The organism is Haloterrigena turkmenica DSM 5511 (genome assembly GCF_000025325.1).
GTDB lineage: Archaea > Halobacteriota > Halobacteria > Halobacteriales > Natrialbaceae > Haloterrigena > Haloterrigena turkmenica.
Genome location: NC_013743.1, coordinates 1,106,930 through 1,124,951, shown reverse-complemented (window position 1 = coordinate 1,124,951; position 18,022 = coordinate 1,106,930). Strand labels below are relative to the sequence as shown.

The window sequence follows — 18,022 nt, the reverse complement described above, 5'->3', positions numbered from 1 at the left end:
AGTCGGTCGCCGAGACCGCCGTGGATCGGGTCCACTCGTCGGCCCGATCGCGCGTTATTCGACGTTTCGCCCGGGCCGGCCGTCGCTCGCGAGCAGTCAGCGCCGAGTCAGGCGATCGAGGAGTCCGGGGCGGGTCTCGAGCATTGATCGGTCGAGGTAGAGTCGCTCGAGGCCGACGTCGTGGGCGTGGTCGATCACGGCCTCGTACTCGTCTTCGGTGATCGACCGGCCGATCTCCTCGTAGAATTCCTCCCCGTCGGCCTTGTAGTGAGGGTGGTACTGGGCCATGATATCAACGAACGTCTCCGTGGAGACCTCCTCGGCGATGAACTCCAGTACGCGCTCGGCGTTTTCGACGTGGTTGGGCATCACGAGGTGGCGCACGAGCAGCCCGTCCGTCGCGAGGCCGGTGTCGTCGAGTTCCAGGTCGCCGACCTGTCGGTGCATCTCCCGTAGCGACTCGGTGACGTTCGTCCAGTAGTTCGGCGCCTTCGAGTATTTCGCCGCGGCCGCGTCGTCCGACCACTTCACGTCGGGCATGTAGATATCGACGATCCCCTCGAGTCGCTCGAGGATCTCCGCGCGCTCGTAGCCGCCGCAGTTCCAGACGATCGGTAGGTCCAGCCCCCGCTCTTTCGCGATCTTGACGGCTTCGACCAGATGCGGCGAGTGGTGGGTCGGCGAGACGAAATTGATGTTGTGGCAGCCGCGGGACTCGAGCTCGAGGGCCATCTCGGCGATTTCCTCGGGCGTCGCGGGATCGCCCTCGGCCTCGTGGCTGGTCTCGAAGTTCTGGCAGAAGACGCACTTCATGTTACAGTTCGCGAGGAAGATCGTTCCGCTCCCGTTGCGGCCCTTCAGGCAGTCCTCCTCGCCGAAATGGGGGAAGTGCGTCGAGACATACGCGGTGTCGTCGACTCGGCAGGTTCCCTCCTGACCGGCGGTCCGATCGACGGAGCACTCGTAGGCGCAGAGATCGCAGTCGGCGTACCGCTCCCACAAGTCGGTGATGCGGTCCTCGAACTCCTCGTCCGGGAGGTCGCGGTAGTTAGGCGTCGTTGCCGGGGCATCGGTGCTCATACGCCGACGTTTGCCACACGATACCAAAGATTTTGACACTCGACGGAATACTCATTCGAATTTTCGAACTGGTTCGGTTCCGGTGAACGGTCGTCCGAGTACGACCGGCGGGTGGTAACGCCGTGGGAACCAATCCGTGCGTTCGATACTTGTTGACACAGGATCGGAACGCGCTCGAGGACGACGCGGCGGTCGACGAGTCCGACGAGGGCGCCGATTCGACCGTCGATACGGAGACGATCGACTGATCGCGGCGGCTGCTGTTAGAGCACTGCATCTCGAGCGCTATCGCAGCAAAACTGTACAGCTCGAAATTCAATTTTTGCTATTGGTACAGAGCTATCTACCATATATCATACTTGTTAAGATAATATATGTGTAGTTACATTGTCTAGAAGAGGACCTGGTATCGATTTCGGCATTCAGGGCGCTTCTAAGGTGGATTTATTCACTATTGTCTCCTAATTCTCGATTCAAAATACGATCCAGAGTAGCACGAATATCGTAATCCAGAAAGTGCGCAGAACGCGGTATAAGTACATAGTAGGGCATTTTAGGAACCATCCTGTAATCGCTGGCCACATAGAGCCAAAAACAGTTTGAATTCTAGTATATATGGGGTTCTATATGAGATAGATAATGTTAACTAGCCCTCTTTCTCGTCCCGAGGTCAGTGTTTTCCTCGCCGATGCGAGATAACTCGAGCCATCGACGAGGACGGCAGCGTTGACGTTCCTCGAATCGGTCGATATTCGCCGTGGATCAGTACAAACCCGAACTCCGTACCCTCCCGCGTTACTCACTACGATCCGAGGACGACGGGGACACCCGCCCGGCGAACCGCTCGCCGTCGTGAGATCTCCACCGAGGAGGCCGTATTCGAGATGCGAGACGCGTTCGCTAATCGGGCCGTTATCCGCTTCCCGAAGCCGGGAACACCGGGATCCGTCTCGACGGTGGATGATGGTCGCGTTTCTACTCGGGCGCCGACTTTAGGATATCACGATTATTTCCCGATGAACGCCGTAATTTTGGTCCAATTACATAACCGACTCCGTTTATAGCCAGGGAAAATACAAATCACTTTAAACACGGGTGCATAGGAGAGGATATGACCGACTCGTCGAACGCGGAACCGCGCCGTATCAAGTCTCTACAGCGGGGCTGCGAGATTATCGAGGTGGTTCAAGAACTGGACGGTGCATCGCTACAAGAGATCGAGAGCCACGTCGATCTCTCGCGAGGCACTATTCATACGTATCTGAGTACGCTCGTTGATTGCCGCCTCCTCGTGCGGAACGATAACGTCTATCAACTCGGGTATCGGTTTATTACAATGGGAGAATACGTCCGGAATACGACCGATATCTACACTGCCGGACAACGGGAAGTAGACAAACTCGCGGAAGCGTCGGGCGAATACGTCCATCTCGTTATCGAAGACGACGGGAGAGAGGTGGCGATATACGAACGCCGAGGCCAACAGGCAGTCGGCACCGATTACCACCATAAAATGCGGGAGACGCCTCAGTACCTCCACGATAGCGCGTCCGGGAAGGCGATGCTCGCCCATTTGCCCGAGGAGCGGATCGAAAACATAATCGACAGACAAGGGCTCGAACGCCAAACGAAGAACACTATCGTCGACCGCAAGCAGCTGTGGGACGAACTCGAGGAGGTAAAGAAGTGCGGGTACGCGGTAAACGATGAGGAAGAGATTCGCGGACTCCGGGCGGTCGGCGCTCCCATCATCGATAGCGACGAGTCGGTCGTCGGTGCCGTCAGCCTCACTGCACCGACGAGCAGGCTGAAAGGCGACCGGTTCGAGTCCGAAACCCCCGAGCTCGTCATGGAAACGGCGAACCTCATCGAAGTGAATCTGGAGACGATGACGTTCGATCGAGCCGTATGAATCTCGTCTTCTCATTTGATAATTCCAAATAGACGCGCGACTGTTCGGTCGCGATTACTCGACCACGCTAAACAACGCCACCGATACTCGGTAAACAACCGGCAGCTCGATCCGTGATACGGCTTCGATTACGAACATACAGCTGTAATTCTTCCGTGCGTCGGATGGGAACTCCCTCGTGTCCGTGTCGTCTCAGCGTCGCTGACGGCAGCCTCCTGTCCGGTGCGACGTTTTGATATATGGGAACGATCCGAAGCGTATACGACGGTATCAACCGTGAATAATACGGAAGTTCGCCGATAGGCGCGGCGAACGACTAACCAGACTCGATCCCTCGCGAGAGCGACCTTTGATATATGCAAAGGACTACGACCTCGGTACTGCACACCAATATTTATTAATGATCATGTACTGCTGAGAAACGCGATCAGATGAGACACCAGTCCCATTGTCCAGTCTGCGGTGTAGAGTTGCAAGCGAACCAGCGATGCCGGAACTGTCCGTGGCAGACAGCGATGCGGCAGCCGAGTGATTGAATCCATGAGTCACGTAACTCCGACGGTAGATACCGAACCGGCGACCGAAGAGATATCGATGCTCGAGACGGTTCACCAGCACCTCGAACGGGCCGTCTCCGCTCTCGACCTCTCGCCGGACACGGTCGAACAGCTCAGACACCCGTCGAAGACCGTCGAGGTGTCAATACCCGTCCGTCGAGACAGCGGTGAGGTAGAGGTGTTCACGGGCTGTCGCGTACAACACTTCGAAATCCGCGGTCCCTTCAAGGGCGGTCTTCGCTACCATCCGGACGTTTCGACCGAGGAGTCGACTGCACTCGCGATGCTGATGACGTGGAAGTGTGCAGTGATGGACCTCCCGTTCGGCGGGGCGAAAGGCGGCGTCGTCGTCGATCCGCAGACGCTCAGCGAGGACGAAAGAGAGCGGTTGACACGTCGATTCGCCGAAGAGCTTCGGGATTTCGTCGGACCGACGAAAGACATTCCCGCGCCCGACCTGGGAACTGACGACCAGACGATGGCGTGGTTCATGGACGCCTATTCGATGCAGCAGGGAGAGACGATTCCCGGGGTCGTTACCGGCAAACCGACCGTTATCGGCGGGAGCCACGGTCGGGAAGCGGCACCGGGACGCAGCGTCGCCGTCGTCGCTCGAGAGACGCTCGATTACTACGATCTTCCGGTCGAAGAGACCACCGTTGCGATCCAGGGATACGGATCAGTCGGGGCGAACGCGGCGCGCCGTCTCGACGAATGGGGTGCGAACGTCGTCGCCGTCAGCGACGTTACTGGCGGTATCTACGACCCGACCGGGTTGGATACGTCCGATGTCCCGTCACACGACGAGAACCCGCGGGGCGTCTCCGAGTACGACGCACCGCAGCGCATTTCCAACGAAGAACTGCTCACGCTCGACGTCGACCTTCTGATCCCCGCTGCCGTCGGTGACGTCTTGACGGCTGACAACGCCGACGACGTCCGCGCCGAGATCGTCGTCGAAGGCGCTAACGGACCGACGACGCCGGCCGCGGACGAGATCTTCGAGAAGCGGAACGTTCCCGTGATTCCCGACGTGCTCGCCAACGCGGGCGGCGTCACCGTCAGCTACTTCGAGTGGCTCCAGGACATCAATCGGCGGCAGTGGTCCCCCGACGAGGTCCAGTCCGAACTCGATTCCGAGATGGTCGACGCGTGGAACACCGTCCGTGCGACCGTAGCGGAGCGAGACGTCCGCTGGCGGACCGCCGCCTACATCGTCGCACTGTCACGAATCAATGAATCTTTAACTGCTAGAGGACTCTGGCCATGACGACGATGCAACTCGAATCCGATTTGCGCGACTCAGCAGTCTCGTCGGACGTCGCAGTCATCGGTGCGCCGATCGATATCGGTGGCAACTGTCGAGGGGCCGACCTCGGCCCGGCCGCCATCAGACACGCCGGACTCGAAGACGCGCTCTCCGAGGCCGGCGTTTCCGTTACCGACGTCGGTGACGTGCCCGTGTCCGAGACCGGAACAGAACCGGTCGATGCCATTCAGTCGACGACCGCGGCTATCGCCGATCGAGTGGCGGAGACGCTCCAACAGGGCGCCAGGCCGCTCGTTCTCGGCGGCGATCACTCGATCGCGATCGGCACCTTGCGCGGCACCGCTCGGAACGCGAAATCCGGCGTCATCTGGTTCGACGCCCACGGCGATTACAACACGCCCACGACCTCTCCCAGCGGAAACTTCCACGGGATGCCCCTCGCGGCCGCACACGGGCATCGAGATTTCGCCGACGCGGACTGGTCGATCGCCCCGTCGATCCCCGAAGAAAACACGGTCCTCGTCGGACTGCGGAGTCTCGACGAGCAAGAGCGCGATGCGTTGCGCCGAGCCGACGTCACCGCCTATACGATGGTCGATATCGACGATCGCGGCATCTCGGAGATCGTCGACGAGGCCATCGACATTGCAGCCAGCGGCACCGATGGCGTTCACGTGAGTCTGGATCTCGATTGGCTGGACCCGCGCGCGGCTCCCGGCGTCGGGACGCCCGTCCCCGGGGGAGCGACCGAGCGGGAGGCGCATCTCGCGCTCGAGCGACTCGCCGAACGCGACGCCGACGATGACGTGTTGCGATCGATGGACGTCGTGGAGGTCAATCCGCTTCTCGACGACGAGAATACGACGGCCGAGGCGGCGACGGATCTCATCGCGAGCGCGTTCGGAAATCGTATTATCTGATACCACGGGTCGTATACTGCCCGTCCCGAGCCGATCGGTTGTCTCATAAATGATTCGGATATTTTATGTAGCACGCGTCGGTGGTACGTGATATGGACCGTGAGAATACAGTCCCCCGAGTAGCTTCATTTCCGGGTTCGAAGAGCAAACGATGGGTCGAGTTTCACCAGAACACGGCGGCTCCCAGTACGTACGTCTACGACTTCGTCTGGGACGTAACCGAAGACGCCACGGGGCCGTTCTGTACCGATGCGGACGGAAACGTCCTCATGGACTTTACGAGTCACGTGGCCGCGGCACCGCTCGGATACAATCACCCGACTCTCACGGAGCAGTTACGGGAGTTCGATCTCGTCGACCCGATGAAGATCGCCGGACAGGATTTCTACGTCAGTACGGGTGGAACGCCCGAGGACTCCTCGTTACCCGGCCCTGCACACCTCATGGACAAACTAACCGAGATCAGCAGTCAGTACGACATGGATACCGTGTTCCTGTCGAATTCGGGCGCCGAAGCAGTCGAGAACGCGATGAAGATTTGCTACGACGACTGTGAGACGCCGAAGTACGCCATCACGTTCGACGACGCGTTCCACGGGCGCACGCTCGGCGCGCTCTCTCTGAACCGCTCGAAATCGGTCTATCGACGGAAGTTCCCCGAGATCAGCGGTGTCCATGACATCGAGTACTCCCAGCACGGACTCGCCCGGCTCCGAGCGAAACTCGGGGATTCGGGTCACATCCCTCCGGAAGAGGTCGGATTTCTCATTCTCGAGCCCATTCAGGGAGAGGGTGGCTACAACGTGCCGTCCGCCTCGTTTATGTCGGAGCTGGACGACATCTGTTCGACACACGATATTCCGATCGTCGTCGACGAGATCCAGTCGGGGGTCGGTCGCACCGGTGAGATGTGGGCCGTCGATCACTTCGACATCGAACCGGACGTTATCACGAGCGCGAAGGCGCTCCGAGTCGGTGCGACGATTTCCAGGTCGGATCTATTCCCTGACGAGGAAGCGCGGCTCTCCTCGACGTGGGGAGCCGGCGATATTCTCGCATCGATGCAAGGGGCCCTGACACTGTCGGTCATCGAAGAGGAGAACCTACTGGATCACGCGACGGAACTAGGAACGTACTTCCGAGAACGACTTCGCGAAGTAGCCGAGCAAACATCCATTCTGACCGACGTTCGCGGACTCGGACTGATGATTGCCGTCGAGTTCGATACTGCGGATCACCGCGACGAAGCGATGGAAACGGCACTCCGACATGGACTACTGACTCTCGGCTGTGGAACGAAGACGTTACGTCTTCTCCCGCCGCTCGACGTCCGAGAGCGCGAAATCGACATCTGTGTTGAGATCATCGACGACGTCGTTGACGAGGTCGCCGATCCGGTGCCGTCCGCGTAAAATAACTCGATTTTGACCGCGGACGGAACGCTGCTGCGGCGATCGAGTTTTTCTGTGCAGACCCTTCTCGGCGATTCGGTCGCCGAGCGGAGCGCGACTCGAACTCGTTTCGTGTGGGACGTCGGGAAACGCGACGGAAACTGAATTCGGATATTTCATAGACGGACCCCGGTGCTATTCAGAAGCCCAGTCGACTGATTCTGACGAAAAGACGCCGCCACGATGCCTACAGCGAGAGACGAAACGAATACTGCTCCATCCGTATGGGAAGGGGTAAACGAGCGGTCGAGTCGATATTCGAAAACGAGCACCGAGTCTCACCAACCCGTAGCGGTCGCCGAATCGGGTATTTACAACCACACTATTGTAACCAGATCTCGATTTCGTTTGTATATTTCAAACCACGTCTCGATGCCTCTCACGTGTACTCATCGGTCTGCTTATCAAAGGGTTTATCACGGTTTGGAGTAACATACCATCCATGTCCGAGTTCGGGATATTATCGATAGGACCGCCATTGCTGGCGATCGTGTTAGCAATCGCAACGAAACGCGTTATCCCCTCGCTATTCGTCGGCATCTGGGCGGGCGGAATCATTTATACTGGTAGTTTCGGGATCGCCCAGTCTTTCGATTGGCTGATAGAGGCGATCATCGCCGACGACGGCTTCCACGCTCAGATACTGGTGTTCACGCTTCTCCTCGGTTCGGGTGTCGCCCTCATCTGGCGACTCGGCGGCGCTATCGCCGTCCAGAACTGGGCCGTCGAGCGACTCGAATCCCGGCGAAAGATAGGCTTGATGACGTGGATACTCGGGATGGGACTTTTCTTCGACGATTACGCGAACACAGCGATCGTCGGAAATACGATGCGCGAAGCGTCGGATCGACTTCGGATCTCTCGCGAGAAACTATCGTACATCGTCGACTCGACGACTGCACCCGTCGCGACAATCGGTATTTCGAGCTGGGTCGCGTTCCAGCTGTCGATGATCAACGAAGGGTTCAGCAACATCGAATCGGAGGGCGCCGCTCAGGCGCCGGACGTGTTCACCGTCTACCTTCAGTCGATCCCCTACAACGCATATGCCATCCTCTCCATCGTGATGGTCGGTATTATCGTTATCACGCAGCGGGACTACGGTGAGATGCTCGACGCCGAGTATCGAGCGCAGACGACCGGCGCAGTCAGTGCCCCCGATGCTGACCCCCTGCAAGACATGAACGAAAGCCTCAGTGAACCGAACGCGACCCGGCCGATGCTCCGAACCTTCCTCCTCCCGATATTGATGTTACTCACCGTCACCATCGGGGGCGCGTTCTGGACCGGGTACGACGGACAACCCGTGCTCGAGCCGCTATTCGCGCTCGAAATCACGACCTTTATCGAAGAGATGGTCACTATCGCGGGCGACGGCGCGTGGACGAGTGCCCTCATGTGGGGGTCGTTCATGATGGTGATGACGGCGATGGTGGTCGGGCTCGCGTATGATCTCTGTGATCTCGACGAAAGTATCGACGCGATCCTCGAGGGGTTCGGGCTCATGTTGACTGCCGTAACGATCCTCGTTTTAGCGTGGACGATCGGAACCGTCGCCAACGCGCTCGGGACCGGGAACTACGTCGCTAGTTCGGTCGAGAGCGTCCTCTCTCCCGGCATCTTCCCCGCGCTCGTCTTTTTAGTTGCGGCAGTCATGTCCTTTACCATGGGGTCATCGTGGGCGACGATGGGAATCCTGACCCCGACCGCCATTCCGGTCGCGTTCGAACTCACCGGCGGGTTCGGCTCCACCTCCGTCGTCGTCGGCGCAGTGTTTTCCGGAGCGGTCTTCGGCGATCACACGTCGCCGATCTCAGACACGACCGTTCTCTCCTCGACGTTCACCGGGACGGACCTCATTGCACACGTTCGTACGCAGAGCTACTACGCCGCAACCGTCGCAATCATCTCGATTCTGTTCTACGTATCGTACGGGTTCTTCGGCACCAGTCCAATAGCGGCTTTGCCAGCGTGTGCTCTTCTCCTCGTTGGCGTCGTCTATGGCCTTTCGAAGTTCGACGCGAGGCGGAAGGGAATCGATCTGACCTCGACTCAGGACGGTACCGACGGCACCACGTACGACTCGTCTTCGGAGAGCACTCCTCCCACGGAACGAGTGGATTAGTAGCCTCCGCTTCTTGAGGACCGACGTAATACCGTCGAGAATGGATTGACCGATCACAGAACCGGTCGACTGCGAAGGGCTAGCCCGTGAGGACGCTGTCAACTCCCCGAGAAGCGAACGCGAGACCACTGGTTTCGTCTTCGCACTCGCTGGGGATACCTGATCGACGAGGTCGTGCCGTTCGTGTCGCTGGACTCGCTGAAGGCGATCAACGAAAACCAATCGCTCTCTCTGAATTCTGTGAGAACGACGGTGACTGTTCGGTTTGAATTCTGCAGATCGAGATGGACACCGCACCAGCTTACGTAGGCGACATTCGATTCGTTCTTCTTGCCTATCTCTGTGTAACACAATATGAGAAATACACATATTATATCAAAGTATTATCTACAACTGGTACGAATGCGATATCCAGTCCACTGACGCAATCTCCCGGCCTGCGCTGCATTCGATAAAAACAGTACCGAATGATCATGCGATGAGTATCTGCTGCCATCAGGCCGAGACGGACAAGATCGCTCTATACGGCTCTACTCGGCGGCTACGCCCGAGTATATAGAACAATTTGTACGTGAATCACTTGAGAACCGTAATTCAGACCCTCAGTGTTTCTCGTCGATGGAATAAACATCTCCAGACGCCGCTGTATCGATATGAGGTCGGGATTCAGCACAAAAACCGAAAATAGAGCCGTTATTTATATGCTATAGACGATAAGTACTGATGTTTAGCAAATGTCCGATATTTCAGCTACCCCCAAATACTGACAACATATTTAATCGACAATCGTCGTAACATTCGGGAAGAATTCACCCGCATATAGTATGGGTATACTTAGTTATGATTTGATGGTTAATATAGATAACTGAAAATTGATCCTCCTCCAGAAGCAAGACAGCGTACTTAGCTCCATCATTCGCCTCCTAGGCGAATTCTGGCCGAATATTATAGCTACTGTATATATTACTAGTATTCGCCCAATCATATTCTAATGATTATAAAAACCTGGCTCCCTATTTTCGTCGATTGACGAATCCTTCTATTGAATATTGGTGCGAAGATAGGATGGCTTACGAAGTAGGGATATCTTAGTTAATTCACCGGAATATAGCTCCTTTCGGGCGGTTTTTCAACTGTAACGAACATTATGAAATGCATTTTACGATAAACATGGTCTTCCATCTCCTACTCAAGGATAGTGCTGGAGCATCAACAAGAATTTTGAGTCAGTATCCTCGGTACGATCTCTGCTGCTCGTGAAGTTGCTCGCAGCAAAAATGCGCGGACCGGGATTTGAACCCGGGCCATGAGCTTGGAAGGCTCAGGTCCTACCACTAGACCATCCGCGCGCAGTCTTCTGTTTTCGCCCGGGATTTATGACTCTTCCTTTTTCTTCGCGCCGGCGTGTGAGGGACTGACACGAACCGACTCATCTGAACTCATCTAATTCCGCGTGAAAAATAGCCGCCATCGGTAATCGATCAGTTCGAGCCGTTCGACTCGAGCCGAATCGCCGCGCGACGTTCCACTTCGGCCTCGTCAGTTTCGTCGTCGAATCCGGTCTTGACGAGGAGTTCACCGCTGCCGGACTCGAGTCCGGAGAGCGTGACGGTGAACGAGCCGTCGCCGACATTCGTCGTGTTGGAGACAGTCTCGCTCCCGTCCTCGGGTTCGAACGAGACCTCGACGCTCTCCTGATTCGTCGAGCCCTCGATAGTCAACTCGCCGTCCGAGACCGTGACGTTCTCGTTCTCATCGAGTTCGTCGAACCGTTTGTCGCCCACCATAACGTCCTCGAGAGTGGGTTCTGGCTCGAGTACGATCGTCGCCGACTCGTTGACTTCCGACTCGAACTCGCCGTCGTTCGACCCTGCTTCGACGAGGAGTTCGCCACTGCCGGGCTCGAGGTCGGACAGCGTGACTGTAAACGAACCGTCGCTAACGTCCGTCGTATTGGAGGAGGTCTCGCTCCCGTCCTCGGGTTCGAACGAGACCTCGACGCTCTCCTGATTCGTCGACCCTTCGATAGTCAACTTTCCGTCCGACAGCGTCACCCCTGCGTTTTCACCCGCTTCGAGGTCGGCGAACGACGCGTCGCCGACCGATTCGGTCTCGAGAGCGGGTTCGGGCTCGAGTTCGAGCGTCACCGATTCGTTGATTTCCGATTCGAACTCGCCGTCGGTCGCCGAGCCCGCCTCGATGAGCAGTTCGCCACTTCCGGGCTCGAGTCCGGACAGCACGACGTCGAACGACCCGTTCTCGACGTCACTCGAGTCGTTGGTTCGGTCGTCTCCATCCTCGGGATCGAACGAGACCACGACGGCCTCCCGATTCGTCGTTCCGCTGATGACCAACTCACCGTCCGACAGCGTCACCGCTGCGTTTTCAGTGGCTTCGAGGTCGTCGAACGAGTTGTCGCCGACCATAACGTCCTCGAGAGTCGGAGCGTCCGCCTCGCTCTCGACGTTGAGCCGTACCGACTTGCTGGTTTCCGGCTCGAACTCGCCGTCGTCCGTCGCTACTTCGACGCGCAGCTTGCCGCTGCCGGGCTCGAGGTCGGTCAGCGTTGCGTCGAACGAGTCGTCGTCTCCGATGTCGGGCTCGATGGTCGCATTCCCGCCGCCGTCGTCGGGGATGAACGTGATCCGTACCGCGTCCCCATCCCCATTCGTCTTGCCGGCGACGTGCAACTCGCCCTCGGAGAGCGTGGCGTTCTGTTGCTCGTCGAAGTTCGCTATCTCCTCTCCCGCCACGGTAACGCTCTCGAGAGCGGCCTCCGGTTCGTCCACGTCGTCATCGTTAAAGCCGAGCGCATCTGCGAGCGCGTCGGGTTCTCCCAGCAGTCCTGCGGTCGCGACCGAAACGAGCGCGATCAGAACTACGAGAACGACCACGCCCCCGGCGAGCTTCTGGGGACGACTCAGATTCGGCAACGCGTCGAACCGACCGCCGGTACTGGACGGCGGCGGTGGCGTCTCGAAGATCGATATCTGTCGTTTGAGCCGGTTTCGGATCTGTTCGTCGCTCTTGCTGGTCTTCGTCCGGAGGTCGTCGATTTCCTGTTTGATCGTCGTCACCTTCTCGTTGATCAACTGACCCTCCATGTTCCGGCGCTGCTCGTCCATCAGGCGGCTCGTCTCACCGAGCGGCTCGAGGCCGCGGTGGTTCCCGACTTCGATCGCCAGATTGCAGCTCTCGAGGGCGTCGATCGACGTGTTGTCCGCGATTGCGACCCGGTTTGCCGATCCCTGAAGGTACTTCGAGCAGAGGGCCAGTGCACCGCTCGCGGACGACACGCCGAACCGCAGCCGTTTCCCCGACTGCAGCAGGTTCGAGACGACGGAGTGGTCGAACTCCGAGCCGGGGACGGAGTCGTTCCGACCGCCGAGGGCCTCGTACACCCGGACGTCGTCGGACGACGTCTCGATCGACATTCCGTACTCGCTCTCGACCCGCTGGCGGAGCTCCGACCGGAAGTTCTCGAACAGGTTTCGCGTGTTCCGCGTGGTGTACACGGCGTAGAACTGTTCGGCGCGACCGACGTTCGATTCTCGAGCGCGGAAGAAGACGACCAGTTCCGTTCGGGAGCCGGCGTCGAGGTACAGCTTGACGCCGCCGAAGAAGAACTCCTCGATCCGATCGTTCGAACGCCCTCTCCCACTGTCTCCGTAGGGTTTTCCGTGTGAATCGTATATCGTTAGCTCTGGCATGTGTTTCACCGTCCGAGTTCGTTGAGCAGGCGGTCGAATCCGATCGTCATGACCGAGCCGGTCCCGTCGCGCATCGGAATGCGGTCGCCGTTCTCGTTCTCCGTCGTCTGATAGTAGACGGGGTGAATTTCGGCGCCGGCGGTCTGACGAATGAGGCTGTCGATCTGTTCGCTCTGGCGGAGCCGCTGGGTGACGAAGTCCTTGAACTCGTCGAACGCGAGGTGGGGTTCGATCCCCTGTTCCTTCTGGAAGTCCTCGACGAAGACGTCGGCCTTCGTCGCCACGATGAAGACCCCTTTGTCGTCGGCCGCCTGGAGGATGCTAAAGTACTCCGAGATGTCGAGCGATTCGCCGTTGGCGTACCGCTCGAGGTCGACCAGCAGGATCAACGTGTCCGCGTCTTCGACGCCGTCCGAGAGCCGTAACAACGTGTTATCGGCGTCGTCCTCGGTGACGGCGCCGGACAACGCGTCGGGGAGTCGGCTCAGGTACTCGCCCGCGTAGTCGATGCTCGAGACCTTCACGTTCTTCGGGAACGTCGAACCGTGAACGTACTGGAACGCGAGGTCCTTGATCTCGCCGCGACCGGTCGCCTCGATGAGCCAGCCCTCGGACCGTTGGTCGAGGTTTTCGACCATCTTCATAAGTTCCTGGCTCGGCTGCAGCGGCGTCTGCTTGGTCGCTTCGTCGTTCCGGCCGCGGTTCAAGGCCTCGAGGTACGCGCCGATAAGGAAGAGGCTCTTCCCGGAACCGCGCGGTCCGAGAACGAAGAAGTCCTCCTCGGAGTCGTACTGGATGAACCGTCTGACTGTGACGATAAAGATCCCGCTCAGCACCGCGTTCCGGGCGAGACCGTCGGTCTCGATCGAGACGTCAGAACTCTCGGAAGAGACGATCGAGACGCCGTCGGCCGTGATCTCGAAGATCGTCGGATAGACGAGGTGCGTTTCGATCAACGCACTGACGATGAGCAGGGCGACTATCAGATAGATCCCCCTCGCAGCGCTGCGGAACTCGAGGGTCTGTGCGGTCTGGGTCCGAAGCAGCTTCCGTCCGCCGCCGAGAACGAGTCCGATCAGGGTCCCGACCGCGAGCCAACTGAGGTTCGTCGTCGACGTGAAGTCGATGTTCGGAATGAACAGTCCGATCGTCCAGAGGCCGAGCAACGAAATGACCAGTCCGATCCAGAGGAGATACCCCTGCCAGCGCTTCTTCGGATCGATCGTCAACAGGATCAGTAACCCGATAAAGATCCCCAGAAGGAAGACGCTCACCCCCTCGAGATCGATCGCGTCGACGAGGAGGTGGAGGTCGATCAGCGACCGCGTGAGCTTCCCCTCCTCGTAGGCCGACCCCAGCATCGTCACCAGCGGGAGCGTCAACCCGAGCATGACGACGAAGTAGCCGACCAGCGAGACCTTCTCCCGGTGTCGATTGAGCGCGGTGACCGCGGTAGTGATCATTGCACCCCACCGCTGAACTCGTAGGTCCGATCGTCCGCCGTTGCCCGTTCGTCGACGGGGTCGTCGGTGTCGGTATCGGTGCCGTCGTCGCCCCCGTCCTCGTCACCGGTCACGGAAACGACGTCGACGTACTCGTCCAACAGCCCCTGAACGATCTCGGGTTCGTCCTGAAGGTAGAAGCCGACGTCGTCGTCGCTCTCCATGTTGAGTATCTCGTTCCGTCGGACGTAGTACCCCTCGTCAAGCCCGTGATTGTGGTGAACGAGGATGTCGTCGCCCAGTTCGGACCAGCGCTTCTCGTAGCCGGAGCGGTAGCCGTCTGCCTGAACCATCTTCCGCAGGTTGTCGAGGAAGATGCCGTCGATGAACGCGCTCACGCCGATGTCCCAGCTGTCGCCGATATCGTGCTGCCAGGTCGTGTACGGATTCTCGACGCGGTTTCCGCTCGCACCGAGATCGAACGCGCTGTTGAACTGGTTCTCGAAGTCGAGGGCGTCCGGATCGATCTGATGGACGGCCTGACTCAACACGCCGACGCGGACCTTGATATCGTTGTACCGCTGTCGGCCCTTGCTGAAGCTCCGCTTCTTGATCCCGGAGTACTGCTCGTTGAAGACGTTCTCGACGAGATCATCGAGGGTGCTGTGGACCCGCTGGTTCTCCTCGCGGCTGTTGAACAGGTCGCTGTCGCCGATCCCCTCGTCGCCGGTCGCCCGGAAGACGTCGTTGGGCTTGATGTTCTTGACGTACACCGACTCGTCGCGCTCGGTCGCGACCGAGCGGGTCGACGTTTCCGCGTCGTACTCGTTGCGCTTCCGGTTGAACTCGGCGATGCGATTCGCGTACGCCTCGCGGCGCTGGTTGAGTTCCTCGAAGAGGTCGACCGTCGCCTCGTAGGTCTCGTACTCTCGCTCGAGTTCCTCGAGCTCGTCTTCGAGTTCCGCCTTGCGCTCCCGGACGTCGTCGGTGCCGCCGATTTCGGCTTTGAACGCCTCGCGTGCGATCTCCCGAAGGCGGCCGAAGTCGGCACCGTGGTCGAGCTCCGATTCGAGTTCGCGGCGGCGGTCCGCGCCGAACGACTCGAGCCGGTGGGCGAGTTCGTCGACGATGTTGTCCTCGAGTTCGCGCGTTCGCGCCTGCAGCTCGTCGAGGATCGCGCCGTCGTCGTACTCGACCTCCGCGCTGAACGCGGAACCCGGCGGACCGACGCTGAACACGCCTCGCTCGTCGAGCTTGTTCTTCTGGACGCGGAAGTTACGGTGAGCCTCCTCCTTCGCCTGCTCGGTCTTTCCGGACCACGGCGTGAGCTTTTCGATGGTCCCCGCCTCGGTGTTCATCGTTAGGGCCGCCTTCCGCGTCTCCTTGAGGGCCGCTATCGACGTTTCGATGTCGCTGCGCTGTTCGTGGAAGTCGATCCCGACGCGGTCGAGTTCGGTCTCGATGTCGTCGAGTTGCTGAGTGATCTCCTGGGTCGGAACCTGATCGACGTCGGTGTCGTTCCGGGCGTTGACGACCTCCGACGCGAACTGCTCGAGTTCGCGCGTCAGCGCCGAGAGTTCGCCGCGGATGGCCTCGACGTCGACCGCCTGGTACTGCTCGAGCGTCTGGGTCACGTCGCGTTCCCAGTCGCGGACCTTCCGATCGATCTCCTCGGCCTGCTCCTCCTCGAGTCGCTCGAGTTCCTCGACGGTCTCCTCGAGTTCGTCCTCGAGTCGGGCTCGCTGGTCGGAGATATCGGAGAGCTGCGTCTCGAGGCGGTTGAGTTTCACGCCGGGGTTGCCGCTGCCGTCGTCGTTGTTGATGAGGTACTCGACCGCGTCCCTGACGCGGCTGTCGTCGATCGACTGCTTCTGGACGAGCAGTCGGTGGCGCTGGACGATCGCCTTCAGGTCCGCTTCGAGCGCTTCGGCGAGGTTCTCGTCGATGTTGTCGACGAACCGCCCGGCCTGCTGGCCGGCGGTGTCGACGGCGCGGAGCGACCCCGAAATGATGTCGATCCGCTCGGAGATGTCCTCGCTCTCCTTTTCGGCGTCCGAGATGATCTCCGAGAAGATCGAGACCGACTCGTACTCGAGTTCGTTGAACAGTTCGAAGTCGAGCAGCGAACGGAGCTCGTCGAACCGCTCGTTCAGATCCGCGCGGTCGAGGTCCCGGAGGCCCTCGCCGCTGGGTCCGTCGTAGTGGTTGTCGAGGAACCGTTCGATCTGCGTGTAGATGTCGCGCTCGGCCTGCACGGCTTCCTCCTTGGCCGAGAGGATCTCGCGAAGGGCAGTCCGTCCCTCGTTGATCGCTTCGACGTTGTACCGGAGGATCTGGGGGATCCCGATCGTGAACGGCGCGTACGTCGGCGAGTCCGCGAACGGATCCTCGGTGCCGACGGTGTTGTAGTAGGCGGCGATCAGGTAGACGATCGCTTCGTCGAACTCCTGTAACAGCTGCCCGTTCTGGATCTTGTTCCCGCCCTTACCGTCGAATCCGGTCGGATCGATCGGCAGGAGGACGCGATCCTTGAACGCGGGTTCGTCGATCAGGTTGAGGTACTCGAGCTCCGAGAGGGCGGCGAAGGCGTTGGCGTTCTCTCGGATCCCCTCGGTGTGGTTCGGGAGGATACCGAACAGCGTGATCTCCGCGGTGCGCTGTTTCTTCTGGAGGTGGCGCGCCAGATCGATGACGATTCCCGACCCGGTTCCGCCGCCGAGTCCGGCGAGCACGGCGACCTTCCCCTTGTCCGGGAGGTCGATGTAGGTCGACAGTTCGTCGTCCTCCGCGTAGGCCTTGTAGTACATGGCCTTCCCGAGCCCTCGCTTCCGGACGACGCCGGTCGCAAAGTCGAGGTTCTCGTTGATGTGCTGTTCCTCGACCCACCAGTCGTCTTCGTCCATCCCGTTCCCGGCCGCGATCCGCGGAACCGCCGTCTCACCGATCAGATCGTTCTGGTCGTTGAGCTGGATGTTCCGCGTGATCATCTTGTACTCGATCGAGACGTCGCCGGGGCGACCGGTTCCGGTCTCCCGAAGCTCCGATTTCAGCGTCGCGACCCGTTCGCGGATCTCGGCGATTCGCTCCCGATCCGAGTTCTCCTCTTCTTCGGCCGTATCGAGGATCGTTACGCGCACGGACTGCGGATTCGGTCGCGGCTGCAGAATCTCGCGAAGCACCCACTCCGACTCGAGCAACTCCAACGCGATCTGTTTTCCGGCTCCCCCGACTGAAAATATTCGTTCTGGCAAATTCATATGATCGTCGTGATTCGTCTGAGAATTCCGTTCGCATTACTTATAGTCTACGGCAGATAGCTGCCTAGAGGCCCTAATAACCCTGAATTCCGAATTCATGAAAGCCAACAAATCTTATTAACAATGTTCATGAATTAATTCTAGAGTGATATAATCTCGAGAGTCGCTACCGTGTACTACGAAATGAGTGCGTGAGCGTCGTCCCACGCAGTGGACGAGCGGACGAATCGAATCGACTCGTGGGTCGACTCGAGGAGACGAGGGTCTACACTCGAGTACGCGCCCAACGGAACGGCGA

General features: G+C 59.1%; 10 protein-coding genes and 1 tRNA gene. 6 read left to right on the top strand and 5 right to left on the bottom strand.

Going from position 1 to position 18,022, the window contains the following annotated elements:
- Positions 1-96: 96 nt before the first annotated feature.
- Positions 97-1,080: a radical SAM protein gene (locus HTUR_RS05330; protein WP_012942277.1), complete on the bottom strand. Its 984-nt coding sequence runs from the start codon at positions 1,078-1,080 to the stop codon at positions 97-99.
- Between the two features lie 122 nt (positions 1,081-1,202).
- Between HTUR_RS05330 and HTUR_RS28415 the strand changes: the two genes are divergently transcribed.
- From HTUR_RS28415 to HTUR_RS05305, 6 genes are all read left to right on the top strand, one after another.
- A complete protein-coding gene (locus HTUR_RS28415; RefSeq protein ID WP_264183100.1) occupies positions 1,203-1,328 on the top strand; it encodes a hypothetical protein in 126 nt (41 codons plus the stop codon).
- Positions 1,329-2,191: 863 nt separating this feature from the next.
- Positions 2,192-2,992 carry an IclR family transcriptional regulator gene (locus HTUR_RS05325; protein ID WP_012942276.1) on the top strand — a complete coding sequence of 267 codons (801 nt, stop codon included), beginning with the start codon at positions 2,192-2,194 and terminating at the stop codon, positions 2,990-2,992.
- A 540-nt stretch (positions 2,993-3,532) separates the two neighbouring features.
- Positions 3,533-4,819 carry a glutamate dehydrogenase GdhB gene (gdhB, locus tag HTUR_RS05320; RefSeq protein ID WP_012942275.1) on the top strand — a complete coding sequence of 429 codons (1,287 nt, stop codon included), beginning with the start codon at positions 3,533-3,535 and terminating at the stop codon, positions 4,817-4,819.
- The gene (rocF, locus tag HTUR_RS05315) at positions 4,816-5,739 is read left to right on the top strand and encodes an arginase (protein WP_012942274.1); all 924 of its coding nucleotides are present in this window, start codon (positions 4,816-4,818) and stop codon (positions 5,737-5,739) included. The genes gdhB and rocF overlap by 4 nt, the downstream gene beginning before the upstream one ends.
- 92 nt (positions 5,740-5,831) lie before the next feature.
- The gene (locus HTUR_RS05310) at positions 5,832-7,151 is read left to right on the top strand and encodes an aminotransferase class III-fold pyridoxal phosphate-dependent enzyme (RefSeq protein WP_012942273.1); all 1,320 of its coding nucleotides are present in this window, start codon (positions 5,832-5,834) and stop codon (positions 7,149-7,151) included.
- A 481-nt stretch (positions 7,152-7,632) separates the two neighbouring features.
- Positions 7,633-9,315, top strand: a complete 1,683-nt coding sequence (locus HTUR_RS05305; protein ID WP_012942272.1) for a Na+/H+ antiporter NhaC family protein — start codon at positions 7,633-7,635, stop codon at positions 9,313-9,315.
- Positions 9,316-10,593: 1,278 nt separating this feature from the next.
- On the opposite strand, the gene HTUR_RS05300 is transcribed toward HTUR_RS05305, so the two are convergent.
- The 4 genes from HTUR_RS05300 to HTUR_RS05285 all read right to left on the bottom strand — a co-directional run bounded on the left by HTUR_RS05300 (position 10,594) and on the right by HTUR_RS05285 (position 17,724).
- A tRNA-Gly gene (locus HTUR_RS05300) sits at positions 10,594-10,664 on the bottom strand.
- 132 nt (positions 10,665-10,796) lie between these two features.
- Positions 10,797-13,025: a hypothetical protein gene (locus tag HTUR_RS05295; RefSeq protein WP_012942271.1), complete on the bottom strand. Its 2,229-nt coding sequence runs from the start codon at positions 13,023-13,025 to the stop codon at positions 10,797-10,799.
- A 5-nt stretch (positions 13,026-13,030) separates the two neighbouring features.
- Positions 13,031-14,488 carry a hypothetical protein gene (locus HTUR_RS05290; RefSeq protein WP_012942270.1) on the bottom strand — a complete coding sequence of 486 codons (1,458 nt, stop codon included), beginning with the start codon at positions 14,486-14,488 and terminating at the stop codon, positions 13,031-13,033.
- On the bottom strand, positions 14,485-17,724 hold the full coding sequence (locus HTUR_RS05285; RefSeq protein WP_012942269.1) for a tubulin-like doman-containing protein: 3,240 nt from the start codon (positions 17,722-17,724) through the stop codon (positions 14,485-14,487). The genes HTUR_RS05290 and HTUR_RS05285 overlap by 4 nt, the downstream gene beginning before the upstream one ends.
- Positions 17,725-18,022 lie beyond the last annotated feature (298 nt).